A 25,246-nucleotide genomic window follows, 5' to 3' on the forward strand; every position below is an offset into this window, starting at 1 on the left:
GCCACCGCCGGTCCCTTGGAAGGTGCCAACCATCACCAAGGGAGACGACCGACGATGACCCACCAGATGCAGACTACCGCCCTCGGCGAGATCGGCCAACTCCTGGCCGACCAGGGCTTCGACGGCCTGGCCGACGCCCTCCGGGTGCTCCTCAACGAGGTCATGAAGATCGAGCGGGCCGCCGTGCTCGGCGCCGGCCCGTATCAGCGGGCCGAGGGCCGCACCGGCCACGCCAACGGCTACAAGCCCAGGTCCGTCCAGACCCGGGTCGGGGCGTTGACCCTGGCCGTGCCCCAGGCCCGGGGCGTCGAGTTCTACCCCTCCGCCCTGGAGAAGGGCCTGAGGTCCGAAAGGGCGTTGAAGCTCGCCGTGGCCGAGATGGACGTCCAGGGCGTCTCCACCCGCAAGGTCGCCGCCATCACCGAGAAGCTCTGCGGCCTGGAGGTCACCACCGCCCAGGTCAGCCGGGCGGCCCGGGCCCTCGACGAGGAGTTGGAGAAGTGGCGGGACCGCCCCCTGGGAGAGACGCCCTACCTGATCCTGGATGCCCGCTACGAGAAGGTCCGCCATGGCGGCCAGGTCCGCTCGTGCGCCGTGCTGGTGGCCATCGGCATCGACCCCGAGGGGAGGCGGTCGGTTCTCGGGGTGAGCGTCTCGCCGTCCGAGGCGGAGGTCCATTGGCGGGACTTCCTGGGCTCGCTGGCGGCCCGGGGCCTGCACGGGGTGAGGCTGGTGGTCAGCGACGCCCACGGCGGGCTGAAGCCGGCCCTGGACGCCCGGCTGACGGGCGTGGCGTGGCAGCGGTGCCAGTTCCACCTGATCAAGAACGCCCTGGCGTTCGTGCCGAGGCCCGAGATGCAGGGGGAGGTGGTCGCCGACCTGCGGGCGGTCTTCGACGCCCCGGACCGGCCCGAGGCCGAGCGTCAGTTGGGCCTGGCGGTGAAGAAGTACCGACCGAGTGCCCCGAAGCTGGCCGACTGGCCGGAGGCGAACGTGCCGGAGGGCCTGTCCGTCTTCGGCCTGCCCCGGTCGCATCGGCGACGGCTGAGGACGTCGAACATGCTGGAGCGGCTCAACGAGGAGTTGAAGCGACGGACCAGGGTGGCGGGGCTGTTCCCCAACGATGCCTCGCTGCTCCGGCTGGTCAGTGCGGTGCTGATGGAAGTGAGCGACGACTGGGAGATGAACCGGAAGTATTTGACGATGGGGCCGGCCTGACCCGCCTGGCTTCAGCCCAGGAATTTACAGAAACGGTGTTGCACGATCGGTCTCGGAAACGGTTCGCAATCACGGACACGCGCGGGAGGATCTGGAGCGATGAGCACCGACGCAGCGCCAAAACTGATCAACGCCGAAGAGTTGGCCAGGCTCATGCAGATTTCTGAGCGGACGCTGTGGCGCTTGCTCTCCGGCAAGAAGCTCCCCCAGCCGGTCCGTATCGGTCGCAACACGCGTTGGCGGCTGGCCGAGGTGGAGGAATGGATCGAGCGGGGGTGTCCGACGGGAGCGAAATAGTGGTTGCGCGAGCCAGGGAGCCGTGGCAGGGTCGGCTCATGCGAGCGACATCATCCACACGAATTTCAGCCTCTCTGCGCAGCGGGCGCACGTCGCTCGCAAGTTTCGTCGCGTCCACTGCGACGAGGGGCTGTCGTGGAGATATATGACCGAAGCCTATCCCCTCCAATGGCCCGCCGGAAAGCCTCGCAAGCAGCACCCGGAGCGTAGCAAGTTCGGCGATCGCTCGATCGACGCCGCCACGACGATACTTCGCGAGGAGTTGCGTCGGCTCGGCGCGGGCAACATGGTTTTGTCCTCCAACCTTCGCCTCAAGAATGACGGCCTCCCCTATTCGAAACAGGCCCAGCCGCGCGACCAGGGCGTCGCCGTCTACTTTACCCACAAGAAGCAGCCGATGTGCTTCGCCTGCGACCGCTGGGACCGCATCCAGGACAACAACTACGCCATCGCCATGACCATCGAGGCCCTCCGAGGCATTGAGCGGTGGGGGAGCGGTTCCATGGTCGAACAGGCCTTCACCGGCTTCATCGGCCCTCCCGGCGCCGAAAGACCCGCATGTGATCCTCGGTGTGCGGCCCGGCGCCACGGCGGAGGAGATTGACGCGGCTTATCGTCAGAAAGCCAAGGCGGCGCATCCGGAGGCCCTGGAGGCTCCGTCGAGGCCATGCAGGATCTGAATGAGGCGAGGGCAGCTTTGAAGGGACGGGCCGCATGAAGGCCCTTAGCATCCGCCAGCCTTGGGCATGACTCATCGCCCACGGCTTAAAGCCGGTCGAGAACCGCACCTGGAACACGAAGTTCCGCGGCGAATTCCTGATCCACGCCAGCAAGAGCTTCGACAAGACGGGTTATGCGTGGGTCCGCGACAACTTTCCCGAGATCGACCTGCCGCTCCCCCAGCAGTTTGATCGCGGGGGGCTTGTTGGAAAAGCCACCCTGCACGACGTGATAACGTCGAGCTCGTCGCCCTGGTTCTTCGGGCCGGTTGGCCTCAGTCTGTCGAACGCGGAGCCTCTGCCCTTCGTGTTAATGGCGGGGAGGCTCGGCTTCTTCGAGGTGGCAGCTCTAGAGATTTGGAAAAACATAATGGATGACGTCAAGCACGAACTTCTGTATGGCTCCTCGACCATCGAGCCGCGGGGGCTGCTCGCTCAAGCGGGGATCGATGAGCAGGGCCGCGTCAGCGTCATGGTCGTCACGAAGACGGGGGTGAGGCCGCATGACGTATGCCGTTCCCAGTAAACGCTAACCCTCTGGCGCGCCCAATTCTCTGAACGTACAATCACTATCGTCCCGTTCTGTCTTTCACGGAGGCCCGATCCATGGCAGCGATTTTCAAGCGAGGCCGCGACAAGGGGAAGAAGAACAAGCCCTACGTGATCCAATATACCGACCACGAGGGCAACCGCCAGTTCGCCAAGGGCTTCACCGACAAGGCTCTGACCGAGCAGCTGGCCGCCAAGCTCGAGAATGAGGTGCTCCTGCGGAAGCGGGGCATGATCGACCCGGCCCAGGAGCGGTTGCTGGCGATCAAGCAGAGCCCGATCACCGAGCATCTCGACGCCTTCGACCGCTCCATGGCCAACAACACGCCGAAACACCGGCGGCTAACCATGACCCGCGTGCGGCGGGTGGTCGAGGGCTGCGGCTTCCTGACGCTGGCCGACATGGACGGCGAGAAGGTCGTCGACTGGCTCAACGAGTTCCGCGAGGAGGAGGATATCGGGGCCCGCACCTACAACCACTACCTCCAGGCGGCCGACGCCTTCGGGAAGTGGCTGGCGGCGACCAAGCGTCTGCCCGGCAACCCCCTGGTGGGCATGGAGCGGCTGAACGCCGAGACCGACGTCCGGCACAAGCGGCGTGCGCTCAAGCCCGACGAGTTCGCCAGGCTGGTCGAGGCCGCCCGGACGTCCGGCGTGGAGGTGCAGGGCTACGACGGGGAGATGCGGGCGAGGATTTATCGGATCAGCTACCTGACCGGGCTCAGGAGGGGAGAGCTGGCGAGCCTAACCCCCAACTCGTTCAAGCTGGACGACGCCCCGCCGACGCTTACGGTCGAGGCCAAGGCATCGAAGCACCGGCGGAAGGACACCCTGCCGATGCACCCGGAGCTGGTCGCCCTCGTCCGGGGGTGGATCGCCGGCCGGGCCTTGGATGACCCGCTATTCCCGAACCTGGCGTGGCGGAAAACCTACACCATGGTCCAGAAGGATCTGGAGCGGGCGGGCGTCCCCTACGAGACGCCGGAAGGGTTGGCCGACTTCCACGCCGCCGGGCGGCACTCTCACATCACCGGCCTGGTCCGTTCGGGCGCGTCGATCATGGAGGCGAAGGAGCTTGCCCGCCATGCCGACATCCGCCAGACCGCCAAGTACACCCATATTGGAATGGAAGACAGGGCGGAAGCGTTGGCGGCCCTTCCGTTCCCCCTTGCCCCCGCGGTGGTCGAGACGCTAGGGCATGACGCCGAACTGCAGGGGCTGGTCACGGCTTGGCCTGGCCTGGCTGCTGAAACTCGCAAGCAGATCCTCATCCTGGCCGGCTCGGCAGCGACGGATCAGTGAAGGCCGTTGGTTGCATATTAGTTGCGTTTGGGGCGGCGGCTCGTGTCAGGAGTGGCGCCGCGTGTCAGCCGGGGTGTCCGGGAGGTAGGCCCCGGAAACGAGCAAAGCCCCGCCGGAGCGAGGCTTTACGTCGTTACCTGTCGCCGCCAGTCAGGAGCTGGCAGTTAACTTAAGTAGTGGAGGCGGCGGGAATTGCACCCGCGTCCCGAGACACTTCAGTGAAGGCATCTACATGCTTAGCCCATCATTTGATTGTCGGCAATTCTTCCCCCGATAGGCAGGGTGACGAATCGCTTATCCCATCATGGTTTTAGCCCGATCGCAACGGGAGGTTTGGGACGGGCGATCCCGCATTGTCGTCTTCGGGCGTCACTAGCGGGAGAAGGGACGCCGCGAAGCCGTTTCTGCTCTTAGGCAGCCATACGGAGAGAGGGAGTCCTCTCGGCAGATAAAGTGTGGTCCGCTTTTTACGAGGCCTGCTGACCAACCTCGGCATGCCACCAGACACATCCGCAATCCGGTCGATCCTGGTTCGCCCCCGGAATGGAAAGTCCACCGTGTATTACGAGGAATTCACGGAGACTCTCCAGGTCAATTTATCGGGCCGGAAGCCGGAAGTCAAATATTCCTCGCCGATGGTCGGAAGATCGAAGATTGAAAATTGCTCGGGCATGCCGAGGACGAATTCGGTCTGGCGATGGAGACGACCGGGACGCCGGGCGATGCGGCCGTCTGGCCCGGTGGGATCGCGATCCATCCCGGGGCCGGATGGTGGCAATGTGTGGATCATCCTTGGTCCTAGGCTTACAATGGATGTCCTTCCCACACACACGCTGTTAGCACCCCAGGTCCGGCGACCGACCCACCCCAGGGAGCCCCGTCGCGATGCCGATTGTCCACCCCATCCTGATGATCGGCCTGCTCGCGGCGGGCGCGGGGGAATCCCCCACGCCGCGAGTGGATTTTGAGCGGGAGATCCGCCCGATCCTGGTGGAGTCTTGCCTCAAATGCCACGGGGCCAGGAAGCAACAGGGCGGGTTGTCGCTCCTGCGCAAGTCGACGGCGTTGGCTGGGGGGGATGGCGGCCCGGCGTTGATCCCGGGGAAGCCCGAGGAGAGTCGGCTGTTCCGGTACATCGCCGGGTTGGAGGACGACGATCGGATGCCGCCCGAGGCGGATGGCGATGCCCTGCCCGCGGAGAAGGTCGAGCGGATCCGGCTCTGGATCTCCCAGGGGGCCGAATGGCCCGACGATGGCGTTGCCGCCGGGCCGACCCGCAGCGACCACTGGGCCTTTCGAAAGCCGACCCGGCCGGTCCCGCCCGAGGTGCTCGACCGTCGCTGGCCGGCCAACCCGATCGATGCCTTCGTCCTGGCCCGGCTGGAACGGGAGGGGATCAAGCCCTCGCCGGAGGCGGATCGGACGAGCCTGATCCGGCGGGTGACGCTCGACCTCATCGGCATGCCCCCGACGATCGCCGAGGTCGATGCGTTCGTCGCCGACGATCGGCCGGATGCATATCAACGCGTGGTCGATCGCCTGCTCGCGTCGCCGCATTATGGGGAACGGTGGGCCCGCCGCTGGCTCGACGCCGCGCGGTATGCCGACACGAACGGGTACGAGAAGGACCGCGCCCGGTCGATCTGGCCCTATCGCGACTGGGTCATCCGGGCCCTGAATGAGGACCTGCCCTTCGATCGGTTCACGGTCGAGCAACTGGCCGGCGACCTCCTGCCCGAAGCCTCGGCCGATCAGAAGGTGGCCACCGGCTTCCATCGCAACACGATGATCAACGAGGAAGGCGGCATCGACGTCGAGGAGTTCCGCTTCGCCTCGCTGGTCGACCGCGTCGCGACCACCGGCACCGTCTGGCTGGGCCTGACCATCCAGTGTGCCCAGTGCCACACCCACAAGTTCGACCCGATCACCCAGCGCGAGTATTACCAGTTCCTCGCCTTCTTCAATAACGCCGACGAGCCGGATCTCGAACTGCCCGACCCCGCCATCGCGGCGAAGCGGGCGGAGATCGCCGCCGAGATCCGGGCCCGGGAAGACGCCCTCGCCTCTCGTTTCCCCGATCGCGACACCCGCGTCGATTGGGAGATCCTGAAGCCGGTCTCCGCCCATTCCCGGGGCGGTGCGACGCTGGAGATCCGGCCCGATGCCTCGATCGTATCCGGGGGGGAGAGCCCGGGCACCGATCGCTACGAGGTCACGTTCGAGGCGGATCTGGACCGCGTGGAATCGCTGCGGTTGGAGGCTCTCGCCGATCCGACCTCGCCATCCAAGGGGCCGGGACGGGCACCCAACGGCAACTTCGTGGTGTCGGAATTCGCCGCGTCGGCGACACCCATCGACGGTGGTTCGGACCCAACCCCGATCCCCTTCGAGTCGGCCACCGCCGATCACTCGCAGGAAGGCTTCGCCGTCGCGGGTGCGATCGATGGCGACCCCGAAACGGGCTGGGCCGTCGGCGGGAAGGGGAAGAAGGCCAAGGCCTCGATCGGGAAGGATCATGAGGCGACGTTCCGGTTCGCCCGATCGATGCCGATGCGGGGCCGCTCCCGAATCACCCTGCGGATCGATCAGAATCACGGGGCGAAGCACACCCTGGGCCGGTTCAGGATCGCGGCCGGCCGGCCCCATTCCCCGCCGACGGACGACGCGTCGGTCCCGATCGAGCAACGGCGGAGTGCCCACCTGGCCGTGCGGTTCGCCGAATGGGAGCGCGGCCTCGAAGTGCACCGCTGGACCCCGGTCGCCCCGACCTCGGTCGTGTCCGCCAAGAATGCAACCATGACCGTCCTGGCGGATGCCTCGGTCCTGGCCACCGGGGACAAGCCCAACAACGATACTTACCGGGTCGAATTGCCGATCCGGGACGGGGGGATCTCCGCAATCCGGCTGGAGGCGTTGCCCGACCCGAGCCTGCCCGACTCGGGCCCCGGCCGCGCCCCGCTGTTCTCCGTGGGAGACTTCCTGCTCGACGAGTTCGAGGCGAGCCTCGTCCCCGCCGACGGGTCGCCGGCCCGCCCGATCGCGATCGGCGAGGCGACCGAGAGCTTCGCCTCGGCCAACCGCTCGGCTGCGCTGGCCATCGACGGCAAGAGCGACACCGGGTGGTCGATCCAGGGGAAGACGGGCCAGCCCCATGCCGCCGTCTTCTCGTTCAAGGAACCGCTCGCCGCCCCCGGCGGGACGTTGGTCGTCACGCTCCACCAACGGTACATCCACCAGATGACCCTGGGCCGGTTCCGGCTCTCGACGACGGCGGCCCCGGGACCGGTCCATGCCTCGGGCCTGCCCGCCGAGGCCGAGGAGATCGCGGCGACCCGGCCCGACGAGCGGACGCCCGAGCAGGTCGCCGCGCTCCGCAGGCAGTTCCTGCTGACCACGCCCGAGTTGAAGGAGGAGCAGGCCGCGATCTCCAAGCTCCGCGCCGGCATGCCGAGCTTCACGACCTCGATGGTGATGCAGGAACGGGACCCGAAACACGCCCGGGCGACGCAGGTCCGACGCCGCGGCGAATTCCTCCGCCCGGCCGAGACGGTCGAGCCCGGGACCCTGGCGGTCCTCAATCCGCTCCCCTCCGACGCGGCCCGCGACCGCCTGACCCTGGCCCGCTGGCTGGTCTCGGAGGACAATCCGCTGGTCGGGCGTGTGGTCATGAATCGTGCCTGGCAGGCGTTCTTCGGCCGGGGGCTGGTGGGCACCGTGGACGACTTCGGGGTCCGCGGCGAAAAACCAACCCATCCCGAGTTGCTCGACTGGCTGGCGACCGAGTTCCCGCGTCGGGGCTGGAGCCAGAAGGCGATGCATCGGCTGATCGTGACCAGCCGGACCTACCGGCAGGATTCTCGGGCGACGCCCGAGGCGACGGCCCGCGACCCCCGGAACGAACTCCTGGCGCGCGGGCCCCGGTTCCGGGTCGAGGCCGAGGCGATCCGGGATATCGCCTTGTGCGCCTCAGGCCTGCTGAACCCGAAGATCGGCGGCCCGAGCGTCTACCCGCCCCAGCCCGACGGGGTGACCTCGCTCGCCTACGGCCAGCCGTCGTGGCCGACCAGCAGCGGGCCGGACCGCTACCGCCGGGGTTTGTATACCTACATCAAGCGGACGGCCCCGTTCGCCGCGTTCATGACCCTGGACGCCCCGTCCTCGGAGCTGGCCTGCGTGCGTCGGGAACGGTCGAACACCCCGCTCCAGGCCCTGACCCTGCTGAATGATCCGGTCTTCGTCGAGGCGGCCCAGGCGCTCGCCCGCCGCGTCCTGGCCGAGGGGCCGTCCGACGCGGAGGGCCGCGCCCGGCTGGCCTTCCGGCTCGTCCTGTCGCGCCCGCCGTCGGCCGACGAACTCGACGCCCTGGTGTCCTTCCAGGCCCGGCAGGCCGATCGGTTCCGCAAGGAGGAACTGGATCCGGCCAAGGTCGTCGGGGACGCCGGCAAGGCGGCCGATGCGGCGTCGCTCGCCGACCTGGCGGCGTGGACCGCGACCGCCCGGGCCCTGCTCAATCTGGACGAGGCGATCACCAAGGAGTGACCGACGATGCATCTCGACCCTTCGATCCGGGCGGCGATCACCCGCCGGCACTTCTTCGGGGACTGCGGCGTCGGCCTGGGCAAGATCGCGCTGGCGTCCTTGCTGGCCGGCTCGGCCCGCGCGTGGGCGTCCGACTCGAACCCCGCCGGCGCCCCCCTGCCCCACTTCGCCCCCAGGGCCAAGCGGGTGATCTACCTGTTCATGGCCGGCGCCCCCAGCCAGCTCGACCTGTTCGATCCCAAGCCGGCCCTGCAGAAGTTCGACGGCCAGCCGGTGCCGGCCGAGGTGGTCAAGGACCAGCGGTACGCCTTCATCCAGCCGAATGCGAGCCTGATGGCGGCCCGGTTCCAGTTTGCCCGGCACGGCCAGTCCGGGGCCGAGCTGTCGGAGATGCTCCCCCACCTGGCCAAGGTGGCCGATGAGATCGCCATCGTCCGGTCGGTCCACACCGACCAGTTCAACCACGCCCCCGCCCAGCTCCTGCTGAACACCGGGTCGTCCCTACCCGGCCGGCCGAGCTTCGGCTCGTGGGTCACCTATGGCCTGGGCAGCGAGTCGACCGACCTGCCCGGTTTCGTCGTGCTGACCTCGGGCGGCGGGTCGAGCGGTGGTGCCGCCAACTGGTCGAACGGGTTCCTGCCGGCCTCGTATCAGGGGGTGCCGTTCCGCTCCAAGGGGGACCCGATCCTCAACGTCAACCGCCCGGACGGCTTCGATGAGACGCTCCAGCGCGAGACCCTGGACCTGGTCGGTAGCTTGAACCGGAGGCACCGCGACGCCACCGGCGACCCCGAGATCGCCGCCCGGATCGCCTCCTATGAACTCGCTTACCGGATGCAGACCAGCGCCCCCGAGTTGATGGACCTGTCGGGCGAGTCCCAGGAGACCCTCGACCTCTACGGGGCCGAGAAGGGGAAGGCGAGCTTCGCCAACAACTGCCTGCTGGCCCGGCGGCTGGTGGAGCGCGGGGCCCGGTTCATCCACCTGTTCCACGAGGGGTGGGACCACCACTCCGACGTGGCCGGGGGGCTCAAGACCTCGTGCGGCGCCACCGACCAGGGTGCGGCCGCTCTGGTCGCCGACCTCAAGCGGCGCGGGCTGCTCGACGACACCCTCATCGTCTGGGGCGGGGAATTCGGCCGGACGCCGATGGTCGAGTCCAACGCGTCGCTCGGCCGGAGCCTGGGGCGCGACCATCACCCGCAGGCGTTCACGATGTGGTTCGCCGGCGGCGGGATCAAGCCGGGCATGACGATGGGGGCCACCGACGACCTCGGATTCCACATCACCGAGGATCCGGTCCACGTCCACGATGTCCAGGCGACCATCCTCCACCTGCTCGGCCTGGACCACACCCGGCTGACCTATCGCACCCAGGGCCGGGACTTCCGCCTGACCGACGTCAGCGGCGAGGTGGTCCGGAAGCTCCTGGCTTGACTCCGGCCCGGCGCCGATCCACCATCGCCCGGGTCGCCGGCCCGCGTCGTGGATCGGGCGGCGGGCCGTGGTTATCATGTCGCGACGACCGATCCCCAATCCGTCCCGGGTGGTGCCCATCCCCATGCCATCGAACTTCGTGCTGACCCTGACCGGCCCCGACCGCATCGGGATCGTCGAGGAACTGACCGGCCTCCTGCTCGAACGCGGCGGGAACGTGGAGACCAGCCGCATGGCCCGCCTCGGGGGCGAGTTCGCCGTGCTGATGCTGGTCTCCATGGAAGCAGATCGCGTCTCCGGGCTGGACGATCGGCTGGCCGACCTCGGTACCCGGGGCTACAAGGTCGCCATCACGCCGGCCCGGCACACCTATGCCGAGGCCCATCCGGGATGGGTGCCCTATCGGATCGAGGTCCAGGGGGCCGACCACGAGGGGATCATCCACGAGGTCGCCCGCTACCTCTCCGGGCGGGGCATCAGCATCGAGTCGATGGAATCGGAGAGCACGCCGGCGCCGACCAGCGGCTCCCCCCTCTTCTCCATGACGGCCCAGGTCGTCGTCCCGCCGGGGGAATCCCAGTCCGGCTGGGAGGCCGGGCTGGAATCCATCGGCGGGCGCCTGAATCTCGACATCACCGTCTCGGCCGCACGCGACTGAACCGACCCGGGCGGCCGGCGCTCACTGGGACCAGGCCGTCGGGGTCCGGTCCCAGCGGTGGGCCTTGAGGGCTTCCAGCAACGACGGGTCGAGCGGCCGGCCGTCGCTCACCGCCGTGTTCGCCTCGACGTTGCGGATCTTCCGCATCCCCGGGATGATCGTGGAGACCCGGGAATCGGCCAAAATCCAGCGCAGGGCCAGCTCGGGCATGGTCATCCCGGGCGGGATCAGCGGGCGGAGCGCCTCGGCGTGGGCCACGCTGGATTTGAGGTTCTCCGGGACGAAGTAGGTGCTCCGCCAGTCCGAGGCGGGCCAGGTCGAATCCTCGGAGAGCGTGCCGGTGAGCGTCCCCTCGTCGAATGGAACGCGGGCGATGATGCCGACGCCGAGTTCCTGGCAGAGCGGGAACAGGCGGTCCTGCGGGGCCTGGTCGAAGATGTTGTAGATCACCTGGACGGCATCGACCTGGCCCGTCCTGAGCGTGTCGAGGACGTTGTCCGGCTCCCAGCGGTTGACGCTGATCCCGGCCGCGCGGATGATCCCCTCGCTCTTGAGGTCGTCCATGGCCCGCGCCCAGCGGTCATCCCTGGCCCAGGCATCCTCCCAGACGTGGAACTGGAGGAGGTCGATCCGGGGCAGGCCGAGGTTGGCCAGGCTCTTCTCGGCGTACTCGCGGATGTGGTCGGGCGGGAAGCAGTCGTCGAGCGTGAACCCCGCCCGCGACGGCCAGGTGAAGTTTTTGGGCGGGATCTTGGTGGCCACCACCAGGTTCTTGTCGGGATGGTCGCGGACGAGTCGGCCCAGGAGCTTCTCGCTGTGCCCCTCGCCATAACCCCAGGCGGTGTCGAAGAAGGTGCAACCCAGCTCGACGGCCCTGGCCAGCGACGCCAGGGACTCGGCATCGTCCGACCCGGACCAGCCGGCCATGCCCCACATCCCGTAGCCGATCTCGGAGACCGACCAGCCCGTCCGACCGAGCGTCCTGTATAGCATTGCGCGACCCGCCCCTCACGAGAAACCGTCCACGACCCTGCGTCGTAGGACAGGCTAACCCCGATCGGTCCCGGGCGGAAGCGGGGGGCGAGTGGATCGGCCTCGCCGGGGCGTCTACATTAAGGGGATGGCGGGCGGATCGCGGCCGCCTCGATGGATTGGCGATGACCCGGGCGGGACGAGCATGGCGACGGCGACGCGGGCGGTGGTGATCGGCGGCGGACTCGGCGGCCTGGCGGCGGCCATGGAGCTGCGCCGCAAGGGTTTCGAAGTCGCCCTGCTGGAACGGCAGGCCGAACTCGGCGGCAAGGCGAGCCAGCGCCTCGAAAACGGCTTCCGATGGGACGAGGGGCCGAGCATCGTCGTGATGCCCTGGGTCTATCGCACCCTGTTCGAGGCCAGCGGGCTCGACCCCGACGCCTACCTGCCGATGAAGCGGCTCGACCCGGCATTCCGGGTGGTCCTCACCGATGGCCAGACCCTGGACATCCCGTCCGACGCCGCCGGCCTCCGCGCCGCGTTCGAGAAAATCGAACCCAAGGACGGCCCGGGGCTGGACAAGTTCCTGAGCAAGATGGACCGGTTCGCCGCCCTGATCGGCCATGCCTACTGCGACCGGATGCTGGAAAACTGGGGGCAGGTGATGTTCTCCCCCCTGATGATCTCGGCCGCGCTCGTCTCGCCCGCCAAGGGGTATGCCAAGGAGATCGACGAGCACTTCCGGTCGCCGGCGATCCGCGAGCTGCTCTACGGCTTCCCGACCTATTCGGGCTTCGACCCGGTGAACGCCCCGGCCTCGCTGGCGATCATCCCCTGGACGATCATCCGCGAAGGGGTCTGGTATCCCGAGAACGGCGGCGTGGCGGCGATCCCGGCCGCCCTGGCGAAGGCCTGCCGCGACGTGGGCGTCGATGTGTGGACCGGGGTCGAGGTCGAGGCCATCGAGCTGGATGCCCGGGGCGAAGTCGTCGGCGTGGCCACCACCAGCGGGCCGATCGAAGCCAAGGTGGTCGTCTCCAACGCGGATTACGTCCACACCCATCGCATGCTCCGGGGCGGCAAGGGCTTCACCAGGGAAGTCGAGACGCTCCGCAAGGGGGACGTCGAGCCGTCGACCTCGTTCTTCACGATCCAGCTCGCCTGCGACCGCACCTGGGATGCGCTGGCGCACCACATCCTGGTGCTGACCAAGGGGTCGGGCAACGTCTACGACGAGCTATTCATCCGGGGCGACTACCCGGCCGACCCGCCGATCTACGTCAACGCCACCTGCGTGACCGACCCCGGCGACGCCCCGGCTGGCCAATCGAACCCATTCATCGTGGTGGGGGCCCCGCCCCTGAAACCGGGCGACGACGTCCGCCGCGACGCCGAGTTCGAGACGGCCTTCGCCGATCGCCTCATTGCCCGGCTGGAGCGGGCCGGGCTGCCGGGCCTGGACTCATCCACGATCTCCCGCCACATCGCCGCCCCGATCGACTGGCGAGATCGATTCACGGCGTTCCGGGGCTCGATCTATGGCCTGGGCAACAAGCATAACGTCCTGGGCGGCTCGTTTCGCCCCCTGAACTTCCGCGCCGACGTCCCGGGCCTCTACTTCGTCGGCGGGGGCGTCCAGCCTGGCGCGGGAATGCCAATGGTCGTGCAGAGCGGGAAGATCACCGCCGACCGGATCGCCAAAGACTTCCCCCAGCCCAGGGCGTCCAAAGCCAGGGCCGGGCGATGACCGCGATGGCGATCGCGGCCGCCGTGGTGGCCCTGGGGTGGACTGCCCTGGCCGTCCGCCTGATCCGCAAGCGGCCCGCGTTCCGGTTCCTGACGGCCATCGATGGCCCGCTCCCCGGCGACCTCCCGGCCGTCGACGCCGTGGTCCCGGCCCGCAACGAGGGGGCCCACGTCGCCGGGACCGTCGCGGCCCTGCTCGACCAGGACTATCCTCGCCTGGCGATCACGGTGGTCGATGACCAATCCACCGACGCGACGGCCGAGGTCGTGGCACGCATCGCCGCGGGGTCGGACTCGGTCCACCTGGTCCGAGGCGAGGAACGTCCCGCCGGCTGGGTGGGCAAGACCTGGGCCGTGCATCAGGGGGTCCAGGCGACCTCGGCCGGGTGGCTCTGGTTCGTCGATGCCGACATGGGGCTCCACCCCCGGGCCCTGGCGACGGCGGTCCACGAGGCGGGACGGACTGGGGCCGATCTCGTCTCGTTCCTGCCCGGGGCGACGTGTCGGACCTTCTGGCAGGGGGCGATCGGCGCGACCCTCGGCCAGATCCTGGCCCAGCTCTACCCCCTGGACCGGGTCAACGACCCCGCCCGCCCGGATGCCATCGCTGCCGGGGGGTTCATCCTGGTCCGGCGCGAGGCCTATGACCGCGCGGGAGGCCATGAGGCCTGCCGCCGCGAGATCGTCGATGACATCCAGCTCGCCCGGAAGGTCAAGGAGAGCGGAGGGCGCCTCGCCGTGAGGGTCGCCCCGTCCCTGGCCTGGACCCATATGTATGGCGGGTTCGCCGAGATCTGGGTCGGCCTCCGCAAGAACGCCTACGCCGGCATGGACTACATGCCCCACAAATACGTGACCGGTTCCCTCCTGGCCCTGGCCATGGCATGGATCCCCTGGATCGCCGCGGGGCTGGGCCTCGCCCGGGGCGCGTCGCTGCTCCTGGGGTTGGGGGCCTGGGGCATCCTGGCCCAGGCGATGACCTCGGCCCCGGTCCTGGTCTTCCTGGGCCTGCCCTGGTGGTTCGCCTTCACCCTGCCGGCCGGGATCTCGGCCTACGTCGCGATCGCGTCGGCCAGCGTGTGGCATTACCACCGGGGCCGCATCCTCTGGAAAGGCCGCGAAATCGCCGCGTCGTCGGTCGCCGCACCCGCCCCGGCGGGCCGAGGAGAAGATCTCGAAAAAGTTGTCGGAAAAACCCGGCCAGGATCGCCGGGTTCGTCGCCTAGTGTCTGAGGTGTGGCGATCACGTTCGCGTGATCACTATACCTGCGGCTCGGCGCGTGAGAGGGCGCGCCGAGCCGTTTTTATTTCCCGTTCGCTGCGCCGGGCGGTTTGGCCGACCTGGACCGGGGCGGGTTCGGCGTCGTGGGGGCCCCGGCCACGGATGGGGCAGTCGCCTCGCTCGCGGCGGCTTTCCCGGTCGCCGGCTTCTTCTTCCTGCTGGGAGCCCGCCCCCAGAGGATCTGCTGCTCCCTCCTGGCCATTCGCTCGGCCTGCTCCTGCTGGGCTTCGAGCTGCTCCCGGGCCTCGGGATGGGACTTGAGATAGGCGGCCATCTGCTTCTGGTAGGCCATCGCCTCTTTCTGCTGCTGGATCATCAGCTTCTGTTGCATGAGCTGCTGATAGACCTCGGGGCTCCCCCGGGCCTGGCGATACTCGGGTGTCATGGCCGGATTGAAGATCGGCCCGTCAGGCCCCATCGCCGGCGTGCGGTTGTACTGGCCGCGTCCGGCGTGTGCGATGCCGGGCACCAGCGAGAGTGCCACCAGGGCCGCGAGGGCGGACATGCGACGAGTCATGGAAATTCCTCCCCGTACGTGAGGGATTCGTGCCAGGCGAACCGGCGAACGTGGCCGGTCGGGCGGGGATTTTCACGCCCACCGCGTGTCTCGCTTGACACTGATGGAACGTCTCCCGCATCATGAAGTATCGCGCCAGGCCGCGAAATTGGAAGTTGGGAGAGTCGCGCGACGTGGGTACGGGCCGTTGGTGGCTTGCACTGGGTTATCTTCTCGCCACTCTGGTGGCCCAGAGCCCGCACGCCCACGACCATCCGTCGGATGAAGCGGCCGAGTCGCGGGGCGACTGCTCCGACCTGGGGCGCCACATCGCCGGGCACGACCCGGCCAAGCCCCACGAAGCGCCGGAGCCCTGCCCGGCCTGCCAGTTCCGGGCCGAATCCCCCTTGTTGCATTCGGCCCCCCGGGCGATGGCCGGCCCGAGCGTGGCCATCCCCCGCGAGAACTCCCGCCCCTCGACCCGGCCCGGGTCGCCATTGCGGACCAGCTGTCGGGCACCGCCACACGCCTGATTTCGATCTCCCCGATCGAAGCCGGATGGATCGCCCAGGGCGCCTCCATCCCCATCATCACGCGTGCTCAACCCGACCCCTTCGCAGGTGCGAAGCCGCCGCGCGGCCTCCCATCCGAGTGCCACGGCGCTTCGAGCAGGTCCATCGATCCCCATGCGCACGAACCATCGCCGCCTCCGCGGCTTCACGCTGATCGAATTACTGGTCGTCATCGCCATCATCGCCGTCCTGATCGCCCTGCTTTTGCCCGCGGTCCAGTCGGCCCGCGAGGCCGCCCGTCGCATGCAGTGCACCAACAACCTCAAGCAAATCGGCCTGGCCATCCACAACTACGCCGATTCCACCCTGGTCTTCCCGCCGGGTTACATCAGCGCCTACAAGCTCGACGGGAGCGACCCGGGCGAGGCCGAGGACGACATCGGGCCGGGCTGGGGCTGGGGCAGCATGATCCTGCCGAACCTCGAACAGCGGGCCGTGTTCAACGCGATCAACTTCAGCATCACGATGACGCAGACGGCCAACACCACCGCCCAGACCCTCCGATTCAACAGCTATCTCTGCCCGTCCGACGGCCCCAAGCAGCTGATCCCGGTGCGGAATGAGGAGAACACCGCGACGGTCTACACCGTCGCTTCGGGCAACTATGTCGGGTGCTATGGCCTCGGCGAGGTCGGCGAGGCGCCGGGCCGGGGTACGGGGATGTTCTACCGCAACAGCCGGCTCGGCTTTCGCGACGTGACCGATGGGTCGAGCCAGACGTTCTTCGTCGGCGAGCGCAGCCACGACCTCAGCTATGTGACCTGGACCGGTCGGGCCATCGGCGGATGGCTGTTCACGACCCCGTCCTTCGAGGGGGGGCGGAACAAGTTCAACCCGGACCCCGAAGAGTCGTACACGATGATCATTGGCCCGATCGGGCTGGAGCATCAGCCCCGGACCCCGAACTACCCCGCGGCCCACGTCGAGGACTACCGGAGCCGCCATCCGGGCGGGGTCAACTTCCTGTTCGGCGACGGCTCGGTGCGGTTCATCAAGGATTCGATCAACGAGACGGTCTATCAGGCCCTGGCCACCCGAGCGGGCGGCGAAGTGGTGAGCGCCGACTCATTCTGAGCCGGATCCGCCCCCGGTCGATCGGATCGATCGGGGGCAATCTTCGTGACCCGAACTCAGGCCGTTTCGGCCACGGCGAGGTCGCGGCGAGACAGGTGCGGCTTGAACTCCGCCTTGTCGATCCCGTAGCGGCGGAGCTTCTCGCTGATGCTGCGCCGCGACAGCCCGCAGTGGGCGGCGCAGCGATCGATCCGGCCCCGATGCCGTTCCAGGACCCGCTGGAGGTAGGATCGCTCGATCCGCTCGGTCAGCTCGTCGGTGATCGCCTGGAGCGGCCGGTCCTGGTCGAATTCGAGGTCGAAGGGCTCCTCGCGGGTCGCAACCACCTGCGGGGGGAGATTTTCGGTTTCGATTTCCGGGCCGGGGGTCGTGACCACCATCTGCTCGACGATGTGCTCCAGTTCCCGGACATTCCCCGGCCAGTCGTACCGGGCCAGCCGGGAGAGCGTCTCTCGCGAGATCGTCTTCGGCGGGAAACCTCGCTCGCGGAGCCGGCCGAGGAAATGGTCGACCAGCAAAGGCAGGTCTTCGGGTCGCTCTCGGAGCGGCGGCAACTCGATCGAGACGACGTTGAGCCGGTAGTACAGGTCCTCGCGGAACCGGCCGGCGGCGACCGCCTCGGCCAGATCGACGTTGGTCGCGGCCAGGATGCGGGCGTCGGTGTGGATCACCTCGCTGCCGCCCACCCGCTCGAACGTCCCGTCCTGGAGCACGCGGAGCAGCTTGGCCTGCATGCCCAAGGGGAGTGCGCCGATCTCGTCGAGCATCAGCGTCCCGCCGCTGGCCTGCTCGAACCGCCCCTTCTTCTGCCGATCGGCGCCCGTGAATGCACCGCGCTCGTGGCCGAAGAATTCGCTCTCCAGCAGGGGTTCGGGCAAGGCCGCGCAGTTGACCGCGACCAGGGGGCCGCGCCGCGAGGCGTCGTTGTAGTGCAGGGCCTGGGCGACGAGTTCCTTGCCGGTGCCGGTCTCCCCGCCGATCAGGACCGTGCAGTGGGCCGAGGCGACCTTGGCGACCCGCGCGAAGACCTCGCGCATCTTCGGGCTCTTGCCCAGCAGGTTGTGATACGAGTACCTCTCGTGCAGCCCCTGGCGCAACGCCCGGACCTCATCCTGGAGCCTGCGGTCTTCCAGGGCCTTCTCCACCAGGAATTCCAGGCGGTGGTGATCGATCGGCTTGGGCAGGTAGTCGTAGGCGCCGAGCTTCATGGCCTCGACGGCGGTGTCGATCGAGGCGTGGCCCGTCATCACGATCACGGTAGCCGGCAGGTCGCGGCGGCGGATCTCGCGGATCAGGTCCAGGCCGTCGATGCCGGGAAGGCGGAGATCGGTCAGGACCAGCGAGAAATTCCGCTCCACCAGCCACTCGAGCGCAGTGGTCCCGTCGTGGGCCACCTTGATCCGGCGGTCGGGTTGGGCGAGGAGTTGCGATAGCTGTTCGCAGATCAGTTCGCTGTCGTCCACCACGAGGATGCGTCGATCCATGGGGGTTCCATCCCTGGGTGCGGCGGGGGTCGGGCAGGCGGCGCAGGCTGCCCTGGACCTAGGATACGCCGTTGATTCATCCTGTCAAGCCGGGTCCCGCTTCCCAAATGGACCCGCCGGATCGGAAGCCGGGGTGGCGCACTTCCCGTTCAGGGGTGGATCTCGTCGCCGAACAGGACCGAGATCCCCGACGCCCGGTAGGGGGCGAGGATCGCCTCCGACGTATTCGCCTCGGTGACCAGGTGGGTGATCTCGATCAGCGACGCCACCGCATGATGCTCGATCGTCCCGAGCTTCTCGGCGGAGGCCAGGGCCACGACCTCGGCGGCCCCTTCGACCATGGCCCGCTTCACCGCCGCCTCTTCGCGCCCGGGCACGCTCACGCCGAACTCGGGGTGGAGGCAGCAGACCCCCAGCAGGCAGAGGTCGGCCCGGACCCGGCGGAGGGCATCAACGACGTCGGCCCCGATCACCGAGAGCGTTTCCTTGTCGAGGTTCCCGCCCAGCAAGGCGACCTCGATCAGGGGATGCTCGGCCAGGACGGCCGCGACGATCGGGCTCGGCGTGATGAACGACGCCCGGAGCCCGGGGGCCAGGTGCCTCGCCACCTGGGCGGCGGTGGTCCCGCTGTCCAGGAAGACGACCTGGCCGTCCTGGATCAGGCGGGCCGCGGCACGGGCGATCGACTCCTTGGCCTCCGGGGCGATCCTCGCCCGGGCGGCATAGAGGACGGGCGTCCGCGAACGGGGTAACGCCCCGCCGTGGACCCTCTGCAAGGAGCCCTCTTCGTCGAGTTCCCGGAGGTCGCGACGCACCGTATCGAGCGAAACCCCAAGGACACGACTGAGTTCCGACGCCACGACCTTGCCGTCGCGGTGCAATCGATCGAGGATGGCCAGGCGTCGTTCACTGGTCAGCATGCCGGATTCCGCCTGATTTTGCGGCTTTCCCATTGATCTTGCCCGTTTGGCATCTACAATCCGTCGTGTGCCTGTTGTTGCCGGATTGTACCTGATTTTGCATGGAAGGTCATCTGTCGTGGATCGAATCAAACTCGTGGCGATCGACCTGGATGGGACGTTACTCAACGGCGAACATCGGATTTCACGGGCCAATGCCGGGGCGATCGCCGCGTGCCGGGCGGCCGGCGTGGGCGTGATGATCGCCAGCGGGAGGACCTGGTCCTCGGTCGGGCCTTACTGCAAAGAGTTGGGGCTGACGGGGCCCCAGATCACTCTCAATGGGGGGGCGATCGTCGAGGCGCCGGAGGGGACGATCGAGGCCGGGACGCTCATGCCGGAGGAGATCCTCCGGTCGATCACCGATCACCTCCAGGCCCTGAGACTTCCCTTCGTCATCTTCGGCGGCAAGGCGATTTACGCCCTTCCCGGGACCGCGGAGGCGGCCGAGCTGGAATCCTTCGGCGAGCCCGCGGCGACGATCGTCACGGCCCTGGATCGCGACCACCTGCCCGATCCGATCAAGATCCTGGTCTTCTCCCCGGATGCCGAAGACGACGGGAAACTAATCGCCCTGGCCGGGGGGCGGACCGATACGGTGCGGACCCACGCCCGGTTCTTCGAATACGTGATGCCCGGGGTCACCAAGGGCACGGCGCTGGCCGAGGTGATCGCGAGGAAGGGCCTGCCCCGCCGGTCGGTGATGGCGGTCGGCGACTACTATAATGATCTGGGCCTGTTCGCCGCGGCCGGTGTGTCCGTCGCGATGGGGGGCGCTCCGGAGGAGGTCCGGGCGGCGGCCGACTTCGTCACGGCGACCTGCGAGGAAGACGGTCTGGCCCGCGCCCTGGAGGTGCACGTCCTGGGCAAGTCCAGCCGGCGCTATGAGGAGGCGGCCCGATGACCGATCGACCGACGCGAGCCGATCACATCGCCCGGGTGGCGGTCGGCGTCCCCTTCCTCGCCCTCGGCCTGGCGGTCGGGAGCTGGCTGGCCCGGCTCCCCGAGGTCAAGGCCGGGCTGGGGCTGGACAACGGATCGCTGGGGCTGGCCCTGCTCGCCTCGTCGGCCGGGGCCCTGTTCTCGATGCCGATGGCCGGGCGGCTGGCCCCCCGCCTCGGCGCGAAGCGGCTGGCCGTGGCGTCCTCGCTGGGGATGTGCCTGATCCTGCCCGTGATCCCGGCGGCCGGCTCGGTGGCCGCCCTGGTGGCCGCCCTGGCCGCTTATGGCGCGACGACCGGGGTCATGGGCGTGACCGTCAACTCCCTGGCGGTCCAGGTCGAGGGGCGGATCGGCCGGCCGATCCTGTCCTCGTTCCACGCCCTGTTCAGCCTGGGTTGCCTGGTCGGCGCGTTCGTCGCATCCTGGCTGGTGGAGGCCCGGGTCGGCCCGGTGGAGTCGCTGGCGGGGACCTCGGCCCTCCTGGCGTTGGCGCTGGGGGCGGCCTCGTTCGGGATGCCCGACGCCCCGGCCCGCGCCCCGGAGAAGGCCCGGGCCCGCCCTCGGCGGGAACTGGTGATCCTGGGCGGGCTGGCGTTCCTGGGCTTCGTCGGCGAGGGGTCGATGGGCGACTGGGGGGCGATCTACCTGGAGGAGATCCTGGGGACCACCAAGGCGGTCGCCGCCCTCGGGTTCGCCGCCTACTCGCTGGGGATGACCGCCGGCCGCTTCGGGGGGGACTGGCTGGCCCGGGTCCTGGGCGATGAGCGGCTGCTCCGGGCCGGGGCAACCCTCTCGACCCTCGGTCTAATCGGGGCCCTGGCCAGCCGGCAGCCCCTCGTCGCGACGGCCGGGTTCGCCCTGGTCGGCCTCGGGCTGGCCAACGCGGTCCCGATCCTCTTCCGCGCGGCGTCCCGGGTGCCCGGGGTCGAGCCCGTGGCCGGGATCGCCATGGCCTCGACGATCGGCTACTTCGGGTTCCTGGTCGGCCCGCCCGCCATCGGCAAGGTCGCGCAGGTTTCCAGCCTGCCCGCCGCGTTGGGCTTGGTGGCCGCTTCGATCGCCGTGGTCGCCATCGGAGGCGGGATCGTCCGGAGTTTCGCCCAGCCCGCCAAGGCATCCCGGGAAACCCGCCCGATCGGATTCGGCGAACTGGACGTGCCGATCCTGCCGACCGCCGAGGTTTGACAGCACATCAGGGCCGGGTGGTTTGTAACAATCCCTCGGAATGATGCAATTTTGACGATAATCCCGCCCGGTGGAGGTTGCGGAGTCGGCGGTGCGATCCGTCGACCTTAAACACCCATCGCGAATGAGTTGGGGACATCGCCGAGCCATTCCATCAACCTCTGCCGTGCGGTTGATCTCGGGGAAGCCCGGGATGGCGCGGGGTTTGCCTGAGATCAGTCCTTACCGCCTGCGATCTCACTCCCGTGGACATGCCTTTCCCCATCATTTTCGATCGAGACTGGACCGGACCGGCCGATTTCGCCGATCATCACGGCTGTGGCGGGCCGTCGGGTTGGATGAGTCGGGACGATCGCCGGGCGGCCGACGCGGGCGAGGGACGACCCGCCCAGGAACCTCGCAAGTAAGGAGACGCCGATGCGGGCTTTGCGGACGACTCTGGCCTCGGTTTGCCTCGTGGGCCTGGCCCCCGCCTTCGCCCCGGCGGCCGTGACCGTCGAACAGCTTCTCAAGTACCGGCCGACCCAGGGCGGGGTCGATTACGAGGTGCCCGGCACCCCCGCGGCGATCGCCGCCTGCAAGGTCGAGATGGTCGCCAACGCCAAGGGCACCCCCAACGCGGGCTTCGCCCTGATCGACGGCCAGGGCAAGCTGCTCTGCCGGATGGTCGACCAGGACGGCAATCGCAAGCTCGACCAGTGGAGCTACTACCAGGACGGCTTCGAGATCTACCGCGAGATCGACCTCAACGATGACCAGGTCATCGACGAGGCCCGGTGGATGAACTCGGGCGGGACCCGGGTCGCCAAGTGCGTCGCCGTGAAGGGCCCCAACGGCAAGGATACGGTCAACAAGATCGCCGCCTGGTCGCGGATCTCGGCCGAAGAGGCCAGCAAGGTCTTCGTCCAGGCCCTGGTCAGCGGCGACGTCGAGTTGCTGGAGACCGTGATGGCCAAGCCCGAGGAGCTGGACGCCCTGGGCATCCCCAAGCCCGAGGTCGCGGCCATCGCCGCGGCGGCCCAGCAGAGGGCGGCGCAGGTCAAGGCCCTGCGGGGCGGGCTGACCGGTTGGGACGCCACGACCGCCTGGCTCCGGCTCGATGGGGCCATGCCCCACCTGATCCCCGCCGACGCCGCCTCGGGGCTGAAGGACGACGTCCTCCTGTATGAAAACGCGGTGATCTTCGCCGGGGCGCCGAACAACCCCGCCGCCAACGCCGGCAAGATGGCGTTCCTCCAGGTCGGCGAGATGGTCAAGATCGGCGACGTCTGGAAGTTGGTCGACCTGCCCCGGGTGATCGACCCGTCCAAGAACGCCGTGATCGCCGCCATCGAAGGGGGCATCCGCTCCTCCATCTATCGCTCCGAGCCGGGCGATGGCCCCGCCGGGAACGACAACCCGGCGATCGCCGCCGCGATCAAGGAACTGTCCGCGTTCGACGCCGCCAACTCCGCCCTGCTGACCAAGGGCGACCCCAAGGACCTGGCCCGGTTCCATGTCGGCCGGATCGCGCCGCTCCGGGGCGTGGTCAAGGCGGCCGAGGCCGCCGGCGATGCCAAGATCGAGCTCGATCACAACAAGCTGATCGTGGACAGCCTGGCCGCCGCCTACGCCTCGGGCGCCTATCCCGAAGGGGACAAGCTGCTCCTGGGGCTGAAGGGCAAGGGGGGCAAAGTCGGCTCCTACGCCGGTTACAAGCAGATCGAGGCCGATTTCACGCTCCAGAACCAGCAGCCGGGCAACAACTTCGTCAAGGCCCAGAAGGATTGGATGGCCAACCTCAAGCAGTTCATCGACGAGAACGGGCAGAGCGACGAGGCCCCGCAGGCCCTGCTGCTCCTGGCCAGCACCCACGAGATGAACGGCGACGAGGACGAGGCCAAGGTCTACTACGGCAAGCTGGCCGAGCAGTCGGCGGCCACCGAGTGGGGCAAGAAGGCCGCCGGGGCCCTCACCCGCCTCGACCTGGTGGGCAAGCCGCTCGCCCTGAAGGGGACCTCGCTCCAGGGCCAGACGATCGACGCCGCCCAGCTCAAGGGCAAGACGGTCCTGGTCACCTTCTGGGCCACCTGGGCCAGCCCGGCCAAGCGTGACCTGCCCGAGTTGGCCAAGGCCTACCAGAAGTACGGCCCCAAGGGCTTCGAGGTCATCGGCGTTGCCCTGGACAACGATAAGGCGGACCTCGACGAGTTCCTCAAGGCCAGCCCCCTGCCCTGGCCCGAGATCTTCGAGCCGGGCGGCATGGAAAGCCGGCTCGCCACCGAGTTCGGCGTGATCTCCCTGCCCACGATGATCCTGGTCGGCCCGGACGGCAAGGTCGTGGACCGCAACCTCCGCACCGCCGCCGACGTCGAGAGCCAGCTCGACAAGCTCTTCGGCGGCAAGCCCGCCGGCGTGGCCACCCTGGGCACCGCCAACTGATCCACCGACACACCCTGGACCGGCACCTCCCTTTCCTCTGCCGAACCCGTCGTCGAGCCGGCTCCCCTCGTGGGACGCCGGCTCGGCGATGTTTCGAAGCCCGTCCAATATTCCGGCGGGCTCGGCGAAGACTCTCGACAATTCCTTTTCGTGACCTTGTGCTGAGGGATAACGTCCTATGGGCCGAGCCATGCCCTGGATCGTGAGCCTGATCTTGATCGCCGCTGGGATCTTCTTCGGGGCCCAGAGCGAGAGTAACTACAGCAGCCGGACCCTGTGGGGTTATGCCATGATGGGGATGACCAGCCTTCTCCTGGGCACCGGCTTCGCCTTCTCGATCTGGTGGCGCGACTCCGGTCCGACCAAGGGTGGCGCCCGCCATCCCCTGGACTGAAGGCGAAGGCCTGGATTGAACATCCGGGCCCGGCGCGATACCTTCGACCCGGAGACACGACGACCGAGAAAGGATCGCGGCGATCATGCAGAGCCTGGCGTGCCTGAACGGGGAAGTGATGCCGGCGGACCAGGCGAAGGTGCCGATCTGGGACCGGGGGTTCATCTTCGGGGACTCGGTCTACGAGGTTTACCGCCTGTATCAGGGGCAGCTCTGGCTGGAGGAGGAGCACACGGCGCGGCTGCGCCGGAGCCTCGACGAGATGCAGTTCCCGCCGGTCGACCTCGACGTCCTCGTCTCCCGGACCCGCCGGACGATCGAGGCGAGCGGGGTTCAGGAAGGCACGGCCTACGTCCACATCACCCGCGGGGTCGCCCCCCGGGCCCACGTCTTCCCCGACCCGGCCGTACCGCCGACCGAGCTGATCGTCGTCCGCCCCTATGACGACGCGCCGGTCGCCCAGAAACGGGAGAAGGGGGTGGCCGTCATCAGCCAGCCCGACCTCCGGTGGAAGCGGTGCGACGTGAAGTCGACCAACCTCCTGGGCAACGTCCTGTCGATCGAGGCGGCCAAGCGGGCCGGGGCCTTCGAGGCGGTCCTCGTCGACGACGGGCTGGTGACCGAGGCCACCCACTCGTCGCTGCTGTGGGTCCGGGGCGGCCGGCTCGAAGCGACCCCCAACGACGCCGCCATCCTCCCCGGCACGACGCGCTACCTGACCGGGACGCTCGCCGCCGGCCTGGGCATCCCGTTCTCCGAGACTCGGGTGACCCTGGACGAGTTGAAGGCGGCCGACGAGGTGTTGATGGCCGGGACCACCATCGAGGTGATGCCGGTCGTCACGATCGACGGGAGCCCGGTCGGCGACGGCACGCCCGGGCCGATCACCCGCAAGCTCCAGGCGGCCTTCCGCGAGGCCATCGCCGGCTGGCTCACCCCCCAGCCGGCCTGAACCGTCGGATCGAGGCCACCGCCCATGACCTGCCCGCCCTCGACCGCC

The 25,246-nt window shown here is 68.5% G+C and carries 22 protein-coding genes and 1 other RNA gene; 17 read left to right on the forward strand and 6 right to left on the reverse strand.

The genetic code is table 11. The features are described from left to right. Positions 1 to 54: 54 nt before the first annotated feature. The 5 genes from TA3x_RS25355 to TA3x_RS25375 all read left to right on the forward strand — a co-directional run bounded on the left by TA3x_RS25355 (position 55) and on the right by TA3x_RS25375 (position 4,085). Entirely contained in the window at positions 55 to 1,218 is a 1,164-nt protein-coding gene (locus TA3x_RS25355) for an IS256 family transposase (RefSeq protein WP_435017460.1), read from the forward strand. 99 nt (positions 1,219 to 1,317) lie between these two features. After that, on the forward strand, positions 1,318 to 1,515 hold the full coding sequence (locus tag TA3x_RS25360) for a helix-turn-helix transcriptional regulator (protein WP_435017461.1): 198 nt from the start codon (positions 1,318 to 1,320) through the stop codon (positions 1,513 to 1,515). A gap of 145 nt (positions 1,516 to 1,660) precedes the next feature. Continuing rightward, positions 1,661 to 2,119, forward strand: a complete 459-nt coding sequence (locus tag TA3x_RS25365; RefSeq protein WP_435017462.1) for a J domain-containing protein — start codon at positions 1,661 to 1,663, stop codon at positions 2,117 to 2,119. Next, positions 2,088 to 2,195 carry a hypothetical protein gene (locus TA3x_RS25370; protein ID WP_435022440.1) on the forward strand — a complete coding sequence of 36 codons (108 nt, stop codon included), beginning with the start codon at positions 2,088 to 2,090 and terminating at the stop codon, positions 2,193 to 2,195. The genes TA3x_RS25365 and TA3x_RS25370 overlap by 32 nt, the downstream gene beginning before the upstream one ends. Before the next feature lie 645 nt (positions 2,196 to 2,840). Further along, positions 2,841 to 4,085 carry a tyrosine-type recombinase/integrase gene (locus tag TA3x_RS25375; RefSeq protein ID WP_435017463.1) on the forward strand — a complete coding sequence of 415 codons (1,245 nt, stop codon included), beginning with the start codon at positions 2,841 to 2,843 and terminating at the stop codon, positions 4,083 to 4,085. A gap of 174 nt (positions 4,086 to 4,259) precedes the next feature. Here TA3x_RS25375 and ssrA read toward each other — a convergent pair. Then, positions 4,260 to 4,625: a transfer-messenger RNA gene (gene ssrA, locus TA3x_RS25380) on the reverse strand. Positions 4,626 to 4,647: 22 nt separating this feature from the next. Continuing rightward, positions 4,648 to 4,875 (reverse strand): hypothetical protein, encoded by a 228-nt coding sequence (locus TA3x_RS25385; RefSeq protein ID WP_435017464.1) that lies wholly within the window; start codon positions 4,873 to 4,875, stop codon positions 4,648 to 4,650. Positions 4,876 to 4,970: 95 nt separating this feature from the next. On the opposite strand from TA3x_RS25385, the gene TA3x_RS25390 reads away from it, so the two are divergent. The 3 genes from TA3x_RS25390 to TA3x_RS25400 all read left to right on the forward strand — a co-directional run bounded on the left by TA3x_RS25390 (position 4,971) and on the right by TA3x_RS25400 (position 10,719). Further along, a complete protein-coding gene (locus TA3x_RS25390) occupies positions 4,971 to 8,624 on the forward strand; it encodes a PSD1 and planctomycete cytochrome C domain-containing protein (RefSeq protein ID WP_435017465.1) in 3,654 nt (1,217 codons plus the stop codon). A 6-nt stretch (positions 8,625 to 8,630) separates the two neighbouring features. Beyond that, a complete protein-coding gene (locus TA3x_RS25395; protein ID WP_435017466.1) occupies positions 8,631 to 10,061 on the forward strand; it encodes a DUF1501 domain-containing protein in 1,431 nt (476 codons plus the stop codon). Between the two features lie 124 nt (positions 10,062 to 10,185). Next, positions 10,186 to 10,719, forward strand: a complete 534-nt coding sequence (locus TA3x_RS25400) for a glycine cleavage system protein R (protein ID WP_435017467.1) — start codon at positions 10,186 to 10,188, stop codon at positions 10,717 to 10,719. A 21-nt stretch (positions 10,720 to 10,740) separates the two neighbouring features. On the opposite strand, the gene TA3x_RS25405 is transcribed toward TA3x_RS25400, so the two are convergent. Further along, complete coding sequence (locus TA3x_RS25405; RefSeq protein WP_435017468.1) at positions 10,741 to 11,712, reverse strand: aldo/keto reductase; 972 nt, start codon at positions 11,710 to 11,712, stop codon at positions 10,741 to 10,743. Between the two features lie 184 nt (positions 11,713 to 11,896). On the opposite strand from TA3x_RS25405, the gene TA3x_RS25410 reads away from it, so the two are divergent. After that, on the forward strand, positions 11,897 to 13,438 hold the full coding sequence (locus TA3x_RS25410; RefSeq protein WP_435017469.1) for a phytoene desaturase family protein: 1,542 nt from the start codon (positions 11,897 to 11,899) through the stop codon (positions 13,436 to 13,438). Positions 13,439 to 13,443: 5 nt separating this feature from the next. Continuing rightward, a complete protein-coding gene (locus TA3x_RS25415) occupies positions 13,444 to 14,670 on the forward strand; it encodes a glycosyltransferase (RefSeq protein WP_435017470.1) in 1,227 nt (408 codons plus the stop codon). Between the two features lie 71 nt (positions 14,671 to 14,741). Here TA3x_RS25415 and TA3x_RS25420 read toward each other — a convergent pair whose 3' ends face one another. Beyond that, complete coding sequence (locus TA3x_RS25420) at positions 14,742 to 15,236, reverse strand: hypothetical protein (protein WP_435017471.1); 495 nt, start codon at positions 15,234 to 15,236, stop codon at positions 14,742 to 14,744. Positions 15,237 to 15,409: 173 nt separating this feature from the next. Between TA3x_RS25420 and TA3x_RS25425 the strand changes: the two genes are divergently transcribed. Together TA3x_RS25425 and TA3x_RS25430 are read left to right on the forward strand one after the other, a co-directional pair. After that, the gene (locus TA3x_RS25425) at positions 15,410 to 15,748 is read left to right on the forward strand and encodes a hypothetical protein (RefSeq protein ID WP_435017472.1); all 339 of its coding nucleotides are present in this window, start codon (positions 15,410 to 15,412) and stop codon (positions 15,746 to 15,748) included. A gap of 153 nt (positions 15,749 to 15,901) precedes the next feature. Further along, positions 15,902 to 16,861 carry a DUF1559 domain-containing protein gene (locus TA3x_RS25430; RefSeq protein ID WP_435017473.1) on the forward strand — a complete coding sequence of 320 codons (960 nt, stop codon included), beginning with the start codon at positions 15,902 to 15,904 and terminating at the stop codon, positions 16,859 to 16,861. 56 nt (positions 16,862 to 16,917) lie between these two features. Here the strand turns inward: TA3x_RS25430 and TA3x_RS25435 are convergent, their stop codons facing one another. Beyond that, a complete protein-coding gene (locus tag TA3x_RS25435; RefSeq protein ID WP_435017474.1) occupies positions 16,918 to 18,345 on the reverse strand; it encodes a sigma-54-dependent transcriptional regulator in 1,428 nt (475 codons plus the stop codon). Positions 18,346 to 18,494: 149 nt separating this feature from the next. Then, entirely contained in the window at positions 18,495 to 19,265 is a 771-nt protein-coding gene (locus TA3x_RS25440; RefSeq protein WP_435017475.1) for a DeoR/GlpR family DNA-binding transcription regulator, read from the reverse strand. Between the two features lie 118 nt (positions 19,266 to 19,383). On the opposite strand from TA3x_RS25440, the gene TA3x_RS25445 reads away from it, so the two are divergent. The 5 genes from TA3x_RS25445 (at position 19,384) to TA3x_RS25465 (ending at position 25,198) form a co-directional block, all read left to right on the forward strand. Further along, positions 19,384 to 20,208, forward strand: coding sequence for a Cof-type HAD-IIB family hydrolase (locus TA3x_RS25445; protein WP_435017476.1), 825 nt, complete (start codon positions 19,384 to 19,386; stop codon positions 20,206 to 20,208). Beyond that, positions 20,205 to 21,431: an MFS transporter gene (locus TA3x_RS25450; protein WP_435017477.1), complete on the forward strand. Its 1,227-nt coding sequence runs from the start codon at positions 20,205 to 20,207 to the stop codon at positions 21,429 to 21,431. Before TA3x_RS25445 ends, TA3x_RS25450 begins: the two co-directional genes overlap by 4 nt. A 417-nt stretch (positions 21,432 to 21,848) precedes the next feature. Then, positions 21,849 to 23,852, forward strand: a complete 2,004-nt coding sequence (locus TA3x_RS25455) for a redoxin domain-containing protein (protein ID WP_435017478.1) — start codon at positions 21,849 to 21,851, stop codon at positions 23,850 to 23,852. 178 nt (positions 23,853 to 24,030) lie between these two features. Continuing rightward, the gene (locus TA3x_RS25460; RefSeq protein WP_435017479.1) at positions 24,031 to 24,246 is read left to right on the forward strand and encodes a hypothetical protein; all 216 of its coding nucleotides are present in this window, start codon (positions 24,031 to 24,033) and stop codon (positions 24,244 to 24,246) included. 85 nt (positions 24,247 to 24,331) lie between these two features. Then, positions 24,332 to 25,198: an aminotransferase class IV gene (locus TA3x_RS25465; protein ID WP_435017480.1), complete on the forward strand. Its 867-nt coding sequence runs from the start codon at positions 24,332 to 24,334 to the stop codon at positions 25,196 to 25,198. The last annotated feature ends 48 nt before the right edge of the window (positions 25,199 to 25,246 follow it).

Source organism: Tundrisphaera macrotermitis (assembly GCF_051175315.1).
In the GTDB taxonomy this organism is placed as follows: domain Bacteria; phylum Planctomycetota; class Planctomycetia; order Isosphaerales; family Isosphaeraceae; genus Tundrisphaera.